Source organism: Acidaminococcus hominis (assembly GCF_022484025.1).
Lineage (GTDB): Bacteria > Bacillota > Negativicutes > Acidaminococcales > Acidaminococcaceae > Acidaminococcus > Acidaminococcus hominis.
Genome location: NZ_JAKVMG010000001.1, coordinates 2,256,531 through 2,273,843 on the forward strand (window position 1 = coordinate 2,256,531; position 17,313 = coordinate 2,273,843).

The following is a 17,313-nucleotide window of genomic DNA, read 5'->3' on the forward strand; positions in this document are numbered from 1 at the left end:
AAAGGGGTCATGATGAGAGACGCATACGTACGGTCTTTAAACGAAATTATGGAAAGTGTCCGGGTGCTGATCGATGCTTTGGAAGAAGCTTTGAACAATACCCGCCGTGCCCTGTTTACCCAGGATATTGACCTGGCCCGGCAGGTACGGGATGGGGACGGAAAATTTGATGATATGATCCGCACCATTATGCGGCATGATTTGACCATCCAGGTGCTGCAATCCCCGGTGGCCAATGATTGGCGGAATTTGGTGGGTACTTTCCGGGTACTCAGCGAATTGGAGCGGATTGCGGACCACTGCTCCGATATTGCTACCTATACGGTGCGCATTTTGGAACGGAATCCCAAGGTAAAGCCACCCGAAGGCTTTGCCGAAATGTACGCCGACATGCAGTCCCTGCTGGAGGAAAGTTTCCGCTGCTATCTCCAGGGAGACGATGAAAAAGCCCAGTATATTGGGGACCAGGATGATGTGGTGGATGCGGACTTTGAACGTCTGTTGCCTGTGATGATGGACCTGATCCGGGAAAATCCCGATCTGGTGGCCTCCTATGTGGACTACGTGCTGATCCTCAAGTACATGGAACGGACTGCGGACCATGGCACCAATATTGGCAACTGGGTCGTATACCAGAAACGGAACCTGTTAAAAGGGGACCGTCCGGATAAGGATTAAGGAATCAATAAGAAACCGAGTGGGCATGGGCTCACCCGGTTTTTTGTTATGTGGCAAAAGATATGGAAAGCCTGTGAATACGATAAATTTGGTCAAATTTGACACAAATTATACATACTCTTGATTTTAATATGACAAAGTTTTTGTATGCTATTCCCGTAGAAAAAATCAAACAGAACGCTTACGCCCTTCCCTGGAAGGGCGCTCAAGTTCAGGAGGTATGGTTTATGAAGAACAAATGGCTGCAGCGGGCGATTCTCACCGTGATTGCAGGGGGCTCTCTCATGGGCTTCCAAATGCCGGCAGATGCGGCGCAGATCCGGATTCTGCCTGTGGACACTGCCAAGTTTTGGGCAGGTGCCAAATTTGATTTTGATGTGGAAGTATCCCAAGCGGATCAGCTGAAGAATGTGGCAGTTACGGTCAATGGCCAGCCTGCAGACAAGTTCTTTGGCAAGTCCCTGGAAAAGAAGGACCTGGGCAACGGTGTCACCTCTTACCGGGCCAATCAGGTTTCTTTCCCCAAAACTGGTACCTATGCCATTAAGGTAACGGCACAGGACAGCCTGGGCAACAGTGTTTCCTCCGCCGGTTATACCGTGGTGAACGAAAAGGCTCCCAAACGGGCCAAAAACGTTATCCTGTTCGTGGGTGATGGTATGTCCCTGCAAGCGCGGGAAATCGCCAGAATCCTGTCCAAGGGCATGACCAACGGCAAGTACAATGACCTGCTGGCCATGGAAAAACTGGACCACAATGCCATTATTACCACCAGCGGCTATGACTCCCTGGTAACCGACAGCGCCAACTCCGCTTCCGCTTATGCCACCGGCCATAAATCCGTAGTCAACGCTATGGGCGTTTACGAAGATTCCACCAAGGATCCCTTTGATGATCCCAAGGTGGAAAATATCTCCGAAATCGTGAAACGGACCCGTGGAATGTCCGTGGGCATCATCACCCAGGCAGAATCCACCGATGCTACGCCGGCTGCCATGATTGGCCATACCCGCCGGCGTGCCAACCAGGACTTCCTGGCCAAGAGCTACCTGGACGCCTACCATCGTCCTGACGTCATCATGGGCGGCGGTTCTTCCCGTTACCTGCCCCAGTCCACCCCCGGCTCCAAACGGAAGGACCAGGACAACATTATTCAAGACTTTAAAGATTTGGGCTACACCTTTGCCGGTACTGCCACGGAGATGAAAAATGCTCCCAGCGACAAGCCCCTGCTGGGCCTGTACCATACCAGCACCATGAATGTGTACCTGGACCGGGAAATGTTGAAGGATCCTTCTGTACTGAAGGGCTTCACGGACCAGCCCAATCTGATGGATATGACCAAAAAGTCCCTGGACATCTTGTCCAAGAACCCCAACGGTTTCTTTGCCATGATTGAAGGGGCTTCCATCGATAAGCAGCTCCACGTCATGGATTGGCAGAGAGCCGCCTACGATACCATTGAATTCGATAAAGCCATCGAATATGCGGAAAAATGGAACAAGGAACACGGCAACGATACCCTGATTATCGTGCTGGCTGACCATGCCCATGGGGTTTCCATCAGCGGTACCTACCATGAACACGATGGCAAGAAGGGCACGGAAGCCGTTCGGGTATACCAGAACTCCGTATTCCCCACCTTCGAAGACAAGGATAAGGATGGGTTCCCGGATAATCCGGATCCGGATGTTACCTTGGCTGTGCAGTACGCCAACCATCCTGAATACTACTCCAACTACCACTTTATGAAGAAACCCACCCCGCCGGCCCTGTCCGTAACGGAAACCAAACAGGAACAAAGCACCATCGGCGACAAAGTGGAATTCCATCAAGTGACCACCAGCAGCTCCAAGGCCAACCCGGCCCGTATTCATCAGGGAGACCCTGTACAGCTGATGCCGGCCAATACGCCTAAGGACGATCCCCAGGAATGCCATAGTGCAGATGACATCCTGCTGAACGCCGGCGGCCCCGGTTCCGAATACTTCAAGGGTACCATGGATAATACCGAAGTATTCTTTGGCATGCTGCGCGCCCTGGGCATTGATGCCAACCAAACTAAAGTGGATTACAGCAAGGTGAAGAAATAAGATGAAGTGGCTGAGAAAAGGCCTGCTCTGCCTGTGTCTGGTATTCGCTTTTGCGGTGCCGGCACTGGCAGCAGACTTAGCTTTCGATGAATTGTACAGCGGCTATTCTTCGGAGGGCTTGGCTTTTTCAGAGAAAACCCGGTCCCTGGAGGGATCTACTGTGACCATGACAGGGTACATGGCACCGCCGCTGACCCCGACCATCCGTTTCTTTGTCCTGACCGCTGTTCCCATGTCGGTCTGTCCGTTCTGCTCCAGTGATGCAGATTGGCCCAACGACATTGTGGTGGTGAAATTGTCTTCACCGGTAACGGCACTTCCTTACGATGCCCCCATTACCGTAACGGGGACCTTGGAACTGGGCAGTGCAGTCGATGAAGAAACAGGGTTTGTGAGCCAGCTGAGAATCGATGCAGATTCAGTAAGCGAGGACTAAAAAACGGAGCTGCTGCAGCTTTTGCAGCAGCTCCGCTTTTTGTCCGGGTAAAAAGGAGAACAAATGATTGAAATCCAGAACCTAATTTGTGATTACAAGGACGGTGATGGGCAGGTGGTCCGGGGAGTGACCTTGCCCTCCTTCCAGCTGAGAACGGGGGAAGCCTGTGCGGTAACTGGTCCTTCGGGCAGCGGCAAATCTACGCTGTTTCATTGTTTGGCCGGTATTCTGACGCCAACCCAAGGGGAAATTACCATCGATGGGGTAAAACTGGGGCAGCTATCGGATCAGGAACGGGCCAAATGGCGGGCCCAAAATTTGGGGTATGTATTTCAGGAAGCAAAGCTCCTGCCTTTTCTCACCATTGAAGAAAACATCAAATTATCTGCTTCTCTGGCAGGAAGAAACGTGGACAGTCAGGAAGTGGAAAAACGTCTTTCCCAGGTAGGGCTTTCCGGGTATGGGAGCCGCAGACCGGAACAACTGAGCGGCGGGGAACGGCAGCGGGCTGCTTTTGTTCGGGCCATGATCCGCCGGCCCAAACTGCTTCTGGCCGATGAACCAACAGCCAGTCTGGATGCCGCCAACAGTCAGCGGCTGCTGGAACTGCTTTTGGTATACCAAAACGAGTCTGGCTGTATGCTGCTTTGTGCCAGCCATGACCAGACGGTGCAAAACCGGTTTCATAAGAAACTGGAGCTGCATAAGGAGGCGGTACGATGACCTGGAAATTGGCTTTTCTGTCTTTGTGGCGGCGGCCCCTGCGCTATGGGCTGCTGATTCTTTTAACCGCCGTAGCCTGTGCCCTTCCGGTTTTTGTCATCCAGCTGGCAGGGGGCCTATATGAAGGCCTGAACCGGGCTACAGCACCTTTTCCCATTTTGGTGGGGGCCAAAGGCTCCCCCTATCAGCTGGTATTCAATACGGTGTTTTTGAAGGACCGGCCCATCGGCAATATTCCCTACAGTGAAGTGGACCGGCTCCGGGAAAGCGGCAAGGCAGCCCAGGTGCTGCCCCTGGCTTTCGGGGACAGCTACCGGGGATTTCGGATTTGCGGGGTAGAGCAGGAGATGTTCTCCTACGCAGATCCAGGGTCCCGGACGCCTTGGCTGCAGCCCCAGGAAGGCCGGGTTTTTGCCGGCCCGGGCGAAGCCGTGCTGGGGGCGGAGACCGCCCGGCTTACGGGCCTGAAAATCGGGGATAGCTTCAACTCGGTACATGGCTTTGCCCTGAAGGGCCACGAGCATCACCATCCCTTTAAGGTGGTGGGCATCCTGAAAAAGGTGGGAGGGCCCTACGACAGTGTAATCCTGATTCCTCTTGGGGATGTGTGGGAAGAACATGAGCACCAGCACAACGGGGAAACGGCGGAAAGTGAACACGAAGAGCATGAAGAGCATGAAGAGCATGAAGTTCAAGCCGGGCACCAGAGCGAAGCCAAGGGGGATGTAACGGCCATTTTGGTGCGTCCGGTGGGCTACGGGCAGGCCCTTCAGCTGCTGAGCCAGTACCAGAACAGACGGCAGAGTCCTTCTCAAATGATTTTCCCAGCCCAGAACCTGGTAGCCCTGTACGCCATGGTGGGGCAGAGCCGCCACTTCTGGGTGGTCCTGTCCGGAGGTATGCTTTTGGCAGCGGTCCTGGTGACCCTTTTGGCCCTGTATTGGGACGGCACCTCCCGGATGGAGGAATGGGCCGTCTTCCAGGCCCTGGGTGCTCCCCTTACCCAGGTAATGAAGCTCCTTTTGGCGGAGCAGTTCCTGCTGCTTTGCGCAGGGGCCGGGGCCGGCTGGCTGCTGGGCTGGGGCGGAAGCCTTTTGGCCGGCTGGGCGGTGGATACCCAATCCGCCATCCAGATGACCCAGCTGCCGCTATGGCAGGGCGTTTTGGCGCCGGTGCTGCTGATTGCCGTCGGTACCCTGGGCGGGGTGATTCCCCTGTGGCTTTTGCGGAAACGGGATATTACCCCGTATTTGTAGGTGACTGAACAGTCGGACCATGTTATAATCATACACACCTTAGAGAAAGCAGGCGGAAAAATGACACTGCAGCAATTACGCTACATTGTGGCCATTGCGGAGGCAGGAACCTTCAGCGGGGCCGCCAAAAAACTATATATTACCCAGCCCAGTCTGACGAAGACCGTCCGGGAGCTGGAGCGGGAAATGAATATCCAGATTTTTGAACGGACCAACAAGGGGGTCCATTTGTCCCGGGAAGGGGAAATCTTCCTGGGGTATGCCCGGCAGGTGCTGGAGCAGGCCTCCCTTTTGGAATCCCGGTACAAGAAGCAGGTGGGGGGCAAGCAGGAATTTACCGTGTCCACCCAGCACTATTCTTTTGCCGTCAATGCGTTTGTGGACCTGATCAAGGAGTACGGGGGAGATACCTACGATTTTAGTCTCCAGGAAACCCAGACCTATACCATTATCGATGATGTGGCCCACCTGCGCAGCGAAATCGGGATTCTCTACTACAACGATTTCAACAAGGCTGTGCTGCAAAAAATTTTTAAGGCCAACGACCTGGTGTTCCAGGAATTGTTTGTGGCCCGCCCCCATGTGTTTCTGAATGCTTCCCATCCTTTGGCGGACCGCAAGTCAGTTACCATGGAGGAGCTGGCCCCCTACCCCTATTTATCCTATATCCAGGGGGAACACAATGCATTTTATTTCTCGGAAGAAATTTTCAGCACGGTCATCCGGTCCAAAAATATCCGGGTAACCGACCGGGCTACCCTGTTCAACCTGTTGATTGGGCTCAATGGCTATACCGTATGCAGCGGGGTCATCGACCAGGACCTGAACGGGAAAAGCATTATTGCCGTACCCCTGCGGGAGGAGGGCAATATGCACATTGGCCTTTTGACCCATAAGCAGAGCCGGCTCAGCCGGCTGGGCCGCTACTACGTGGAAGCCCTGGAACGGTATATTGCCGGGTACCAGGGCCGGCACTGACCCAGGCCGGCGGCAGTGCTGGAAAAACAAAAAAACAGCAAAAAACAGGAGCATACAGCTGTATGCTCCTGTTGAATCGTCGGGACAATATGCCTTTGTGTTATGGCCGCTTAGGGTTCTACGGAAGAATCCGCCGGCAGCAGGGACAGGTCGGAGGGAATGGCCTTGGGAGGCTGTTCCTCACCAGAGGCGGTGCCGTTTTCCTTGACCACTACGGTCAGCGGCAGGCCCATGGATTTGCGGAACCATTTGCTCAGGAAGGACAGCTGGTGCAGTTCCACTGACGGCGTTTGTTCTGCGGTAATGGTCAGGATGGCCGAACCGCTGACAATGGAGGTTTCAATCTCCGAAATAGCGCTGGTCTGGGTATAATCCAGACATTCTGCCAGGGCCAGCAGCAGGGCACCGGTGCTGAGACGCTTGATATCCACTTCTGGGATGTATTTCCGGTAGGGCTTGTTGCGCAGGTACCCCCGGTTGATACCGTGGTGCCAGGCGGCCATTATGGCGGTGTAGACCACATCCATATGGTCCAGACCAAAGAGCCGGCCGTTTTCAATCAGATAGCCGGTATGCCGGGTATGGTTGTAGTAGTTGATGGCAATGCCGATATCGTGGAGCAGGGCAGCCGTTTCCAAAAGGGGCTGCCATTTGGCAGGCTCCAGCTGGTGCAGGGACTGCCAGCCCGTAAACAGCTTGGTGGCAAACCGGGCTACCTGCCGGCAGTGGTCTTCGTCCTGGGCGTACAGGTGCAGCAGGTTTTCCCGGCTGGTTTCCAGAATGTCCGGATCTACCAGGGCCCGGTCCGTATTGTGGTGCAGGTATTCCGAGAACAGCCCTTCCCGCAGCCCGCAGCCGGAAATTACTAGCTTCCGGGCTTTGCTCCGGTCGGCCAGAGCTTTGATAATGGTGGAGCCGGCGATGATCACATCCGCCCGGTCACTGCTGAGGCCGGGAATTCGGCGCCGCATGGCCAGGGTGGTGTTGGGCAGGGTCTTGTACCATTCTTTGAAGTCCTGGATAGGGTACTGGTAATTGTGGAGCTTGGAGGAAAAATACTTCACCCGCTTTTGCTCAATCTTCCCTACGGAACGGGCCGTACCGCCCACGCCTACCAGCGGCAGGCCGCAGCCCGCCAGCCAGGGAGCTTTCTCCATCTGCTCGGCAATGGCCCGGCGCATTTTGTTCAGGGCGGCAGGATCCGCCGTATTGTTCAGCTTGAAGTTTTTGGTCAGGTTGACGCAGCCAATGGGCAGGCTGATGGAATCCACCAGTTTCCGGTCCTTCACCAAAATCACTTCTGTAGAAGCACCGCCCAAGTCAAAGACCAGGGCATCCTTCACAGGAATGGTGTTGATGACGCCCAAATAGCTGAGGAAGGCTTCGGTTTTCCCGGAAATGATTTCCAGGGAAATGCCGGAAGCTTCTGAAGCTGCCTTGGCCAGCTTCAGCCCGTTGGGGGCATTACGGATGGCAGCAGTGGCTACGGCAATGGTTTCATCTACATGAAAAACCCGGCACATGGAGGCAAAGTTCTTCAGGCAGGTAATGGTGGCGGAAAAGGCTTCTTCCGTCAGATAGCCATTCCGATCTGTTTTTAGTGCCAGCCGCAGCGGATCTTTCTGATTGTAGATCAGGTTGCTGGCCTGAAAGGTGTGGACTTCCATAATGACCAAACGCGCAGAGTTTGAGCCCACATCGATGATGGCAATTCGTTTCATAGGATCCCCCGGTTTCTGTAGAGTAAAAATGCTGTTTTTTTCTATAATTATTAGTGATAAACTAAAATAAGTATAACACGATTGCTGGCCCAGGTGGTAATAAAAACGGGGTATGGCCAGAGCAGAGGAGGACATATGACAAAAAAGAAACTGCGCTCTGCAGCGGTAATCCATTTGGGGTCTGAAAATATTACCATGCAGATTATTGAATATACAACATTAAACGATATCCGGGTAGTGGATGAGGTCCGGCACCGGGTACGGCTGGGGGAGGAGGCTTTCCAGACCCGGAAAATCTCTTTTGGCACTACCCGGCAGATTGTGGAGATTCTCCAGGGCTACCGGCAGCTGATGCGGGACTTTGGGGTGACGGACTATATCCTCCAGGCTACCACAGCGGTGCGGGAAGCCCAAAACCAGCAGTTCTTCCTGGATCAGGTCCAGATCAAGACGGGCTTCCAGATTGAAGTGGTGAATATGTCCCAGGAAATCTACACCAAACTGGCTTCCCTGGTGCGCACCATTGGGGTGGAGGACGAACAGAGCTTGCCCCGGGACGGCATTCTTTTAGCGGATATTTCTTCCGGCGGGCTGGGGCTGACCCTGCTGAAAAACCGGGAAATCCGCTTCCAGCAGAACCTCCATGTGGGGCTGGTGCGAATGAAGGAACAGTTTACCCGGAACGAGCGGTCCAGCAGTCATTTTGAGCGGGCCCTGAACGAATATATCCATGCCCGGCTGGTGGCCGTGGCAGAAGAACTGGCCAAGGAAGATATTGTGACCCTGGTGCTGACCGGTACGGAAAGCCAGTCCCTGTTCGATATGTTTGCCCAAGCGGCTGGGGGGCATGAAATCCCCTCCTTTACGGCCGAACAGGTGGAAGAATTTTACCAGCGGATCCACCGGCTCAGCGAAGCCCAATTGGACAAACTGTTTAAGCTGGACCGGGAAGAAGGGGAAACGGCCCTGCCGGCTACCGCCCTGTGCCGCCAGCTGATGCAGCTGTCCGGGGCCCGGCAGGTGATTATGCCCCAGGATCGGTTCATTGATGGCATGAAGATTCTCTATATTGCCCGGCAATTGCAGGATCCCTTCCTTCAGGCTATGGAAGAACTTCAGATGAGTCTGGTGCGCAGCATGGGCAGCCGCTTCTACTATGATGCACCCCACGCTGCCTGGGTGGAAAAACGGGCCAGCCAGCTGTTTGATGTACTGGCTCCGTCCCAGGGCCTGACCCAAGTGGACAAGGTGCTGCTGCAGACGGCAGCCTACCTGCACAATATCGGCAAGTACGTGTCCCTGCGCAACTACAATGTGTACAACTACAATTTGATCAGCACGGCGGATATTCTGGGCTTTAGTGAGGAGCAGTGCCGGATTGTAGCCCAGATTACCTACCTGTACACCTTGAACCGGCCGGAGCTCCAGGGCTCGGATATCCTGCCTCTGGCGCCCCAGATTACGCCCCAGGTAGCCAAACTGGCCGCCATTCTTCGGGCAGCGGATTCCCTGGACGTCAGTGGCAAACAGAAAATCAAAGACTGCACCATGTCCATCAAGGGGGATGAACTGAAGGTGACGGTAAAAAGCCGGGAAGATTTGGCGTTGGAAGAATGGACGTTCAGCCGGAGGGGCAGTTTCTTTGAGGAAGTCTTTGGACTGCACCTGGTGCTGGAGAAAGCGGGGAGTGGAAAATGATAACAGCTTTAAATAAACCGGAATACTATGTCAATCGGGAACTCAGCTGGCTGAAATTCAACCTGCGGGTACTGAAGGAGGCTGGGGTAAGAAATCTGCCCCTGCTGGAGCGGCTGCGCTTTGTGGCCATTTCTGCCTCCAACCTGGACGAATTCTTCATGGTCCGGGTGGCCGGGCTCATTGACCGGCTGGAAGCCGGGGACGAACGGCTGGATGCGGCTGGCCTCAGCGTTTCCGACCAGCTGCGGCAGATTTCCCTGGCGGCCCACAACGAAATGAAATTAAAGTACCGCTACTTTTTTGCCCTGCTCAATGAGCTGGAAAAGTACGCCGTCAAGTTCCGCCGGGTAAAGGATGTAACCCCGGCCCAGCGGGAAGAACTGGAACGGTATTACCAGGATATGGTGTTCCCGGTGCTGACCCCCATGGCGGTGGATGCGGCCCGGCCCTTTCCGTTCCTGGCCAACCGTTCCCTGAACCTGGCCATTGAACTGAAGAACAAGGACGGAGAACAGCGAATTGCCTTTATCCAGGTGCCTTCTGTATTGCCCCGTTTCATTTCCCTGGAAGAAGAAAATAATGCCCGGAGCTTTGTGTTCCTGGAAGATTTGATCATGGCCCACTGCCAGGACCTGTTCAAAGGCCTGACCATTGTGGATATGGTTCCCTTCCGGATTACCCGGGACTCGGACCTGGAAGTGGAAGAAGATGCCACCCAGGACCTGATGAAGGAAATCGAACGGTCCCTGCGGAAACGGAAAAGAGGGGCGGCCGTCCGGCTGGAAATCAACCCCACGGACAGCCAGTTCCTGCAAAAATTCCTGATGCAGAACCTGGAACTGGACCGGGACGATGTGTACGAAATCAAGGGCCCTCTGGACCTGACTTTCCTCAATAAGTTCATCGACCTGCCGGGGATGGAACAGTGGAAATTTTCCCCGTATACGGCCCAGCAGCCGGAAGAACTGCCGGATTATGAGGACCTGTTTGGCAAAATCCGGGAGCACGATATCCTGCTCCACCACCCCTATGAAAGCTTTGACCCCATTGTAAAACTCCTGGCCACGGCGGCAGAGGACCCGGCGGTCCTGGCCATCAAGGTAACCCTGTACCGGGTCAGCGGCAATTCGCCCCTGGTAGCGTCCCTGGCCCGGGCAGCAGAAAACGGCAAACAGGTTACGGCCCTGGTGGAACTGAAGGCCCGGTTTGACGAAGAAAACAACATTGTCTGGGCAAGACGCCTGGAGCAGGCCGGCTGCCACGTTATCTACGGACTCATGGGCCTGAAGACCCACTCCAAGATTATCCTGATTGTCCGGAAAGAAGCGGACGGCATCAAGCGGTATGTCCATCTGGGCACCGGCAACTACAACGACAAGACGGCCAAGCTGTACACGGACCTGGGCCTCTTGACCTCCAATGACCAATTCGGCCAGGACGCTTCCAGCTTCTTTAACGTCATCAGCGGCTATTCGGAGCCTCCGGCCATGAACAAGCTGGTGATGGCACCCCTGGGCCTGAGAGAAAAGATGAATGAACTGATTGAGCGGGAAATCGCAGTGGCCAAAAGAGGGGGAGAAGCCCACATTGTGGCCAAGATGAACTCCCTGATTGACCAGCCCATTATCCAGAAGTACTATGAGGCCTCTCAGGCCGGGGTGAAAATCGATCTGATTGTCCGGGGTATCTGCGGCCTGAGACCGGGGATTCCCGGAGTCAGCGAAAACATCACCGTCCGGTCCATTATTGGCCGGTTCCTGGAACACAGCCGGGTGTACTATTTTGCCAACGGCGGGGAAGAAGAACTGTACCTGTCCAGTGCGGATATGATGCCCCGGAACCTGAACGACCGGGTGGAACTGCTGTTCCCGGTGGAGCGGCGGGTCCATATTGACCGGATCAAGAGCTTCCTGGACCTGTGCCTCAGGGACAATGTAGGGGCCCATGTTATGCTCTCCAATGGCACCTACCGCCGGGCTTACCCCCACGGCAGACAGAAAATCAGCGTGCAGGCGGCCCTGATGAAGCGGGCCAAGGACAATGCCCCCAAAAAGGAAATGCCCATGGAACAGCGGCTGAAGCCCATGTACCATAAGGAAAATGTATAGCAGGAAACCTTCCAGGAGCTGCACCCCCGTTGGTGCAGCTCTCTTTTTGGGCCAGAAGCGCCTGGAGCGGCCGCCTGGGGCAGTACCTCTATTCTTTTGACCAAAAAATGTGATATAATGTCCCCATCATAGAAAGAGGTGCGAAACAAGCTATGGCAATTCAAAGCGTAACACTTAACTACGAAGGCCATTACGGCTATTTGGATTATAACGAAGAAACCAAGGAGATGACGGTCTTCATTCCCGACGCGGAAGAAGCGGCCCAGCGGGTCCGGGACTTCCTGGCGGAACCCAAGACCATGGAAGTTCCCACAGATGAATGTACCTACCATTTTGGACCGGTAACGGTGGATGCCAAAAACAGCTGGCAGGAATGTGAACAGGTGCTGACCCGTCTGTGGGTACATACAGGTGTTTTGGTGGAATGGAGCATGCCGCCCCGTATGACCAACGATTTATGAACTTATCCACAGAGTTATCCACTATAAGCACTGTGCCTGTGGAATCAGTGGATAACTTCTGGGGAAAATGTGGAAAAGTCCCTGGGCTCTTATTCACAGGCTGTGGATAAAGCCTGGGGAAAGTTTGTTTTCCCAGAGGGAAATTGACCTGCAAAAAGGGAAACAAACCTGAATGATTTTGGGAAAAAGCCCCGCTGTATGCGGCTTTTGGCCACTTTTCCTTTTGCCCTGTACGGGGCCGGAAAAAGGGCTGGCGGCGGGCGCCTTTATCCACAGCGGGGGTTTGGCACTGTGGATAAAGCTTGTGGATAACCCGGTGGAAACTTGGGGAAAACAGCAGATAAACAGTGAAAAACCGGGCTTGCCCGGGAATCAAATACCAGCAAGGAGGCTGTATTGTGGCAGATCGTTTTTATGAATTAAAGGTAGCAGGACTTACCCGGCGTCTTCCGGTAATCAACATTTCTTCTACCCTGGCTATTGCCGGCTTTGTGATTTTGGGAGACGTGGAAATGGTGGAAAAAACTGCGGAGGCCCTGGCCCAAAAGGTGCCGGCCGACGTGGATGTCCTGATGGCGGCAGAAACCAAAGGGATTCCCCTGGTCCATGCCATGGCCCGGATCCTGAAAATGGACCGGTATGTGGTGGCCCGGAAATCCATAAAAGCGTATATGGAACATCCTTTGGTGGTGGAAGATGAATCCATTACCACCCAGGGTAAGCAGATCCTCTGCCTCCAGGACGAAGATATTGATCTGGTCCGGGGCAAAAAGGTCCTGCTGGTAGATGACGTAATCAGCACCGGGGGCTCCATGAAAGCCCTGGAAGAGCTGGTGGACCATGCTGGCGGCAAAGTGGTGGGCAAGATAGCCATTTTGGCTGAAGGGGATTCCATTGGCCGGGAAGATATTACGGTGCTGGCCAACCTGCCATTGTTCCCTGCGGAATAAGGCCGGGCATTGATTTGTAAAGAAGCATACAACAGAGCAGTTCTTTTGGGAATTGCTCTGTTTTTTTTAACCTTTTCCTAGACGAACGGTGGGCTTTACTATAAAATAGTAGTATTATATCGTTCGGGAACAAGGGAGGAAAAGAAGTTGAAAATTGTTGATCTGCTGAAAAGTCCTAAGATTTGTGTATCCTGTGAGTTGTTTCCTCCAAAAAAAGGAAATGACCTGAAAAATGCTTTGAATATTGTTCATACTATTGCGGACCATGGCGTTGATTATATGAGTGTGACCTACGGCGCCGGTGGTTCTGCGGTGGGCAAGTCCGTGGCCCTGGTAGGAGAAATTGAACGCTGCGGGGTGCCGGCCCTGGCCCACCTTACCTGTGTGGGGGCTACCGAGGATCGGATTGAAGGGGTACTGGACAGCCTGAAGCAGGTCAACGTGGAAAACGTGCTGGCCCTGCGGGGGGACAAGCCCCAGGGTATGGACGCCATGCCGGAAGGGGCGTATGCCCACGCCAGTGACCTGGTACGGAAAATCAAAAGCTACGGGGATTTCTGCGTAGGCGGCACCACTTATCCGGAAGGCCATCCGGAAGCTGCCAGCCTGGATGAAGACCTGGAGCATACGAAAATCAAGGTAGAAGCAGGCTGTGATTTTCTGGTAACCCAGATGTTCTTTGAAAACAGTATGTTCTACAACTTCATGTATCGGCTGCTGGCCAAGGGCATCCAGGTGCCAGTGGTGGCGGGCATTATGCCGGTGACCAACGTAAAGCAGATTGAACGGATTTTTACTTTAAGCGGCACCCCGGTGCCGGCTTCCCTCCGGGCTATGGTGGAACGCTTTGCAGACCATCCGGAAGCCCTGAAACAGGCAGGGATGGCCTACGCCATCGGCCAAATTGTGGACCTGATTGCCAATGGGTTTACCAATATCCACATCTACACCATGAACAAGCCGGAAATCATCGGCGGCATCCGGGACAATTTGTCGGAAATCATCAAGTTATAAGAAGGAGAACCTATGGGGGAGTTACGGATCCGGTTTGATGAAAAGGAAGCCCTGCGCTACTTTGGCGCCCGGCCCGGGGACCAGCAGGCTCAGGCTACGGTGGACCGGGCGTTTTTGCAGCTGCGCAACGAGGTGCAGCCCCGCTCTGTGTGCCAGAAATGGAACTGCCAGGTAATCCAGGAAGCAGAAGGCCGGCCGGGACGGGTGGTCCTGGAAGGGGGCACCGAATTTATCAGCTCGGGGCTGGCCCGGCATCTGACGGGCTGCACGGCGCTTCTGCTGTTTGGGGCTACCCTGGGGCCTCGGGTGGATACGGGGCTGAGACGGATCAGTGTCCGCAGCATTGCCGAGGGGGCTGCAGCCCAGGCTGTGGCGGCGGCTCTGATTGAAACCTACTGTGACGACCAGGAAGTGGTTTGGAAAAGTAAGCTGCCCAGCAGCTATACCTACCGGAGCCGGTTTTCCCCGGGCTATGGGGATTGGGCCCTGGAGGAGCAGGAAAAAATTTTCCGGCTGCTCCACTGCGCTAAAACCATTGGCCTGACCCTTACCACCGGGGGCATTATGGCTCCCACCAAATCGGTTACGGCTGTCATTGGCATTGATGAAACAGGAAAGGAAAGCGGGGAAGAAACCGCTGCCTGCGGCAAAAAAAGCAAGTGCAGCAGCTGCAGCAACGTGACCTGTCCTTTCCGTCAGGAGGAACTATGAAATTTCAGGAAGCATTATATACGAAGCGTTTGTTTTTTGACGGAGCCATGGGTACCATGCTTCAGGAAGCTGGTCTTAAACCGGGGGAACTGCCGGAAACCTGGAACCTGCTTCACCCGGAAAAGGTCCAGGCCATTCACCGGGCCTACGTCCGGGCTGGGGTGGATATTCTAAAGACCAATACCTTTGGGGCCAACGCCCTGAAGTTTGGGCCGGAACACGGCACCCCCAACGTGGAAGAACTGGTCCGGGCGGGGGTGGAAAATGCCCGGGCTGCTTTTGCGGCGGAAGGCCGGGAAGGCTTTGTAGCTTTGGACCTGGGGCCTACGGGCAAGCTGCTCCAGCCCTTTGGGGACCTGCCCTTTGAGGAGGCGGTGGCCCTGTATGCCCAGCAGGTGAAAGCCGGAGCGGCTGCGGGAGCGGACCTGATCCTGATTGAAACCATGAGCGATGCCTACGAAGCCAAGGCGGCCATGCTGGCGGCCAAGGAAAATGCGGACCTGCCCTTTGTGTGTACCTTTACCTTTGACCAGGATGGGAAGCTCCTAAGCGGTGCCGACGTAACGGCGGCCCTGGCCACGGCGGAAGCCCTGGGGGCTGCGGCTGTGGGCTTTAACTGCGGCCTGGGTCCGGACCAGCTGATCCAGCTGGTGCCCCAGGCCCTGCAGGCCGTGGATATTCCGTTAGTTATGAATCCCAACGCCGGACTGCCGGTGGAGGAAAACGGCCACACGGTATTCCATATTGGGCCGGAGGATTATGCGCCGCTGATGGTGCCCGTGGCAGAGCTGGGAGTAGCTGTTTTGGGCGGCTGCTGCGGCACCACGCCCCAGCATATTGCCCAGCTGGTGGCAGCCTGCCGGGATCTACCCCTGCCCCCCAGGAGAAACAGCGCCCCCAGCGTCATTGCCGGCTATGGCAGTGCCGTGGGCTTTGACGGTATGCCCGTCATCATCGGGGAACGGATTAACCCTACCGGGAAACCCCGGCTGAAGGAAGCCCTGAAAAGCGGAAATATGGACTACGTATGCCAATTGGCCCTGGAACAGCTGGACAAGGGGGCCCAGGTCCTGGACGTGAACGTAGGGGTCCCCGGGGTCAACGAACCGGAACTGATTGAGCGGGTGATTGTGACCCTCCAGTCCATTACCTCCGTGCCCTTGCAGATTGATACCTCTAATATTGAGGCCATGGAACGGGGGCTGCGCATCTATAACGGCCGGCCGCTCCTCAACTCCGTAAACGGCAAGGCCGAGAATCTGGCAGAAGTGCTGCCGCTGGCGGCCAAATACGGGGCAGCTCTGGTGGGGCTGTGTCTGGACGAAAACGGCATTGCAGACTCTGCCGCAGGGCGCCTAAAGGTGGTGGACAAGATTGTCGGGGAGGCGGAAAAGGCCGGCCTCCGGCCCCGGGATATGCTTCTGGATCCTTTGGCCATGACTATCAGTACCGGCGGGGAAAATGCCCAGATTGCCCTGGCCGTAATCCGGAACCTGAAAAGCCGCCAGCTGAAAACGGTGATGGGGGTGTCCAACATTTCCTTTGGGCTGCCCAGCCGGGATGCGGTAAACAGTGCCTTCTTCTCTCTGGCTATGGAAGCCGGGCTCAGTGCCGGTATCATCAATCCCAACAGCGGTGCCATGATGCAGGCCTACTACGCCTACGGGGCTTTAAGCGGTTTGGACAGCGGCTGCAAGAAATATGTGGAATACTTTGCCGACCTGCCCCAGGTGACCCTGGCCTCCAAAAGCCAAAGCACCGGGAAGGCAGCAGCCGCCGGCAGTCAGGAGCTGGCCCTGGACGAAGCCATCATCAGGGGTCTGCCCAGTGTGGTGGAAAAGGACGTAAACCAGCTGTTGGCGGACGGCAAGACCGCCCTGTCCATTATCAACGAATGGATGATTCCTGCCCTGAATGTGGTGGGAGAGCAGTTCGAAAAGAAAAAGCTGTTCCTGCCTCAGCTGCTGGTCAGCGCAGATGCTGCCAAAGCCGGCTTTGAGATCTTAAAGCAGTCCCTGAAGACCGGGAACGCCAGCGAAGACGGGGAACCCATTGTGGTATGCACGGTAAAGGGGGACATCCACGATATCGGCAAGAATATTGTGAAGGTGCTTCTGGAAAACTATGGCTACCGGGTTATCGACCTGGGCAAGGACGTGCCGCCGGAAAAGGTGGTGGCGGCTGCCGTGGAAAATGGCGCCAAACTGGTGGGGCTTAGCGCCCTAATGACTACAACTGTCAGCTCCATGGCAGAAACCATCCGCCAGCTGCGGAAAGCCCTGCCTGGCTGCAAGGTGATGGTGGGCGGCGCCGTCATGACGGAAGAGTATGCCAAGAGCATCGGGGCCGACTTTTATGGGGCCAATGCGGTGGCCAGCGTCCACTATGCCAATGCCCTGTTTGGCAAAAAATAATAGTTGGATAGCTATAACATTCCGTGTTACTATAATACATATTTACAGCTTTTATGCATAAAAAATCTAACC

At 55.0% G+C, this 17,313-nt stretch carries 14 protein-coding genes; 13 read left to right on the top strand and 1 reads right to left on the bottom strand.

Translation table 11 applies throughout. The features are described from left to right. Positions 1 to 9 precede the first annotated feature (9 nt). From phoU to LKE88_RS10200, 6 genes are all read left to right on the top strand, one after another. Positions 10 to 678: a phosphate signaling complex protein PhoU gene (phoU, locus tag LKE88_RS10175; RefSeq protein ID WP_231085779.1), complete on the top strand. Its 669-nt coding sequence runs from the start codon at positions 10 to 12 to the stop codon at positions 676 to 678. A gap of 227 nt (positions 679 to 905) precedes the next feature. Then, positions 906 to 2,771: an alkaline phosphatase gene (locus LKE88_RS10180; RefSeq protein WP_199614409.1), complete on the top strand. Its 1,866-nt coding sequence runs from the start codon at positions 906 to 908 to the stop codon at positions 2,769 to 2,771. A 1-nt stretch (position 2,772) separates the two neighbouring features. Then, positions 2,773 to 3,207, top strand: a complete 435-nt coding sequence (locus LKE88_RS10185) for a hypothetical protein (protein WP_105326787.1) — start codon at positions 2,773 to 2,775, stop codon at positions 3,205 to 3,207. A 63-nt stretch (positions 3,208 to 3,270) separates the two neighbouring features. After that, entirely contained in the window at positions 3,271 to 3,930 is a 660-nt protein-coding gene (locus LKE88_RS10190) for an ABC transporter ATP-binding protein (protein WP_105326788.1), read from the top strand. After that, positions 3,927 to 5,186, top strand: coding sequence for an ABC transporter permease (locus tag LKE88_RS10195; RefSeq protein WP_105326789.1), 1,260 nt, complete (start codon positions 3,927 to 3,929; stop codon positions 5,184 to 5,186). Before LKE88_RS10190 ends, LKE88_RS10195 begins: the two co-directional genes overlap by 4 nt. Positions 5,187 to 5,246: 60 nt before the next feature. Beyond that, a complete protein-coding gene (locus LKE88_RS10200) occupies positions 5,247 to 6,164 on the top strand; it encodes a LysR family transcriptional regulator (RefSeq protein ID WP_105326790.1) in 918 nt (305 codons plus the stop codon). A gap of 110 nt (positions 6,165 to 6,274) precedes the next feature. On the opposite strand, the gene LKE88_RS10205 is transcribed toward LKE88_RS10200, so the two are convergent. Further along, the gene (locus LKE88_RS10205; RefSeq protein ID WP_105326791.1) at positions 6,275 to 7,885 is read right to left on the bottom strand and encodes a Ppx/GppA phosphatase family protein; all 1,611 of its coding nucleotides are present in this window, start codon (positions 7,883 to 7,885) and stop codon (positions 6,275 to 6,277) included. A gap of 135 nt (positions 7,886 to 8,020) precedes the next feature. Between LKE88_RS10205 and LKE88_RS10210 the strand changes: the two genes are divergently transcribed. The 7 genes from LKE88_RS10210 (at position 8,021) to LKE88_RS10240 (ending at position 17,241) form a co-directional block, all read left to right on the top strand. Then, positions 8,021 to 9,583, top strand: a complete 1,563-nt coding sequence (locus tag LKE88_RS10210; protein ID WP_105326792.1) for a Ppx/GppA phosphatase family protein — start codon at positions 8,021 to 8,023, stop codon at positions 9,581 to 9,583. Beyond that, entirely contained in the window at positions 9,580 to 11,691 is a 2,112-nt protein-coding gene (locus tag LKE88_RS10215; RefSeq protein WP_105326793.1) for an RNA degradosome polyphosphate kinase, read from the top strand. Before LKE88_RS10210 ends, LKE88_RS10215 begins: the two co-directional genes overlap by 4 nt. 152 nt (positions 11,692 to 11,843) lie before the next feature. Continuing rightward, positions 11,844 to 12,152, top strand: coding sequence for a hypothetical protein (locus LKE88_RS10220; RefSeq protein WP_105326794.1), 309 nt, complete (start codon positions 11,844 to 11,846; stop codon positions 12,150 to 12,152). A 398-nt stretch (positions 12,153 to 12,550) separates the two neighbouring features. Continuing rightward, a complete protein-coding gene (locus LKE88_RS10225; protein WP_105327417.1) occupies positions 12,551 to 13,102 on the top strand; it encodes a phosphoribosyltransferase family protein in 552 nt (183 codons plus the stop codon). Between the two features lie 147 nt (positions 13,103 to 13,249). After that, complete coding sequence (locus LKE88_RS10230) at positions 13,250 to 14,116, top strand: methylenetetrahydrofolate reductase (RefSeq protein WP_105326795.1); 867 nt, start codon at positions 13,250 to 13,252, stop codon at positions 14,114 to 14,116. Positions 14,117 to 14,128: 12 nt separating this feature from the next. Next, complete coding sequence (locus LKE88_RS10235) at positions 14,129 to 14,827, top strand: vitamin B12 dependent-methionine synthase activation domain-containing protein (protein WP_105326796.1); 699 nt, start codon at positions 14,129 to 14,131, stop codon at positions 14,825 to 14,827. Then, positions 14,824 to 17,241 (top strand): homocysteine S-methyltransferase family protein, encoded by a 2,418-nt coding sequence (locus LKE88_RS10240; RefSeq protein ID WP_276803526.1) that lies wholly within the window; start codon positions 14,824 to 14,826, stop codon positions 17,239 to 17,241. The genes LKE88_RS10235 and LKE88_RS10240 overlap by 4 nt, the downstream gene beginning before the upstream one ends. Positions 17,242 to 17,313: the final 72 nt, after the last annotated feature.

Coding starts and splice junctions, on each gene's coding strand:
- LKE88_RS10195 (WP_105326789.1), top strand. CDS start 3,927: ATGACCTGGAAATTGGCTTTTCTGTCTTTGTGGCGGCGGCCCCTGCGC.
- LKE88_RS10235 (WP_105326796.1), top strand. CDS start 14,129: ATGGGGGAGTTACGGATCCGGTTTGATGAAAAGGAAGCCCTGCGCTAC.
- LKE88_RS10190 (WP_105326788.1), top strand. CDS start 3,271: ATGATTGAAATCCAGAACCTAATTTGTGATTACAAGGACGGTGATGGG.
- LKE88_RS10215 (WP_105326793.1), top strand. CDS start 9,580: ATGATAACAGCTTTAAATAAACCGGAATACTATGTCAATCGGGAACTC.
- LKE88_RS10220 (WP_105326794.1), top strand. CDS start 11,844: ATGGCAATTCAAAGCGTAACACTTAACTACGAAGGCCATTACGGCTAT.
- LKE88_RS10240 (WP_276803526.1), top strand. CDS start 14,824: ATGAAATTTCAGGAAGCATTATATACGAAGCGTTTGTTTTTTGACGGA.
- LKE88_RS10180 (WP_199614409.1), top strand. CDS start 906: ATGAAGAACAAATGGCTGCAGCGGGCGATTCTCACCGTGATTGCAGGG.
- LKE88_RS10185 (WP_105326787.1), top strand. CDS start 2,773: ATGAAGTGGCTGAGAAAAGGCCTGCTCTGCCTGTGTCTGGTATTCGCT.
- phoU (WP_231085779.1), top strand. CDS start 10: ATGATGAGAGACGCATACGTACGGTCTTTAAACGAAATTATGGAAAGT.
- LKE88_RS10210 (WP_105326792.1), top strand. CDS start 8,021: ATGACAAAAAAGAAACTGCGCTCTGCAGCGGTAATCCATTTGGGGTCT.
- LKE88_RS10200 (WP_105326790.1), top strand. CDS start 5,247: ATGACACTGCAGCAATTACGCTACATTGTGGCCATTGCGGAGGCAGGA.
- LKE88_RS10205 (WP_105326791.1), bottom strand. CDS start 7,885: ATGAAACGAATTGCCATCATCGATGTGGGCTCAAACTCTGCGCGTTTG.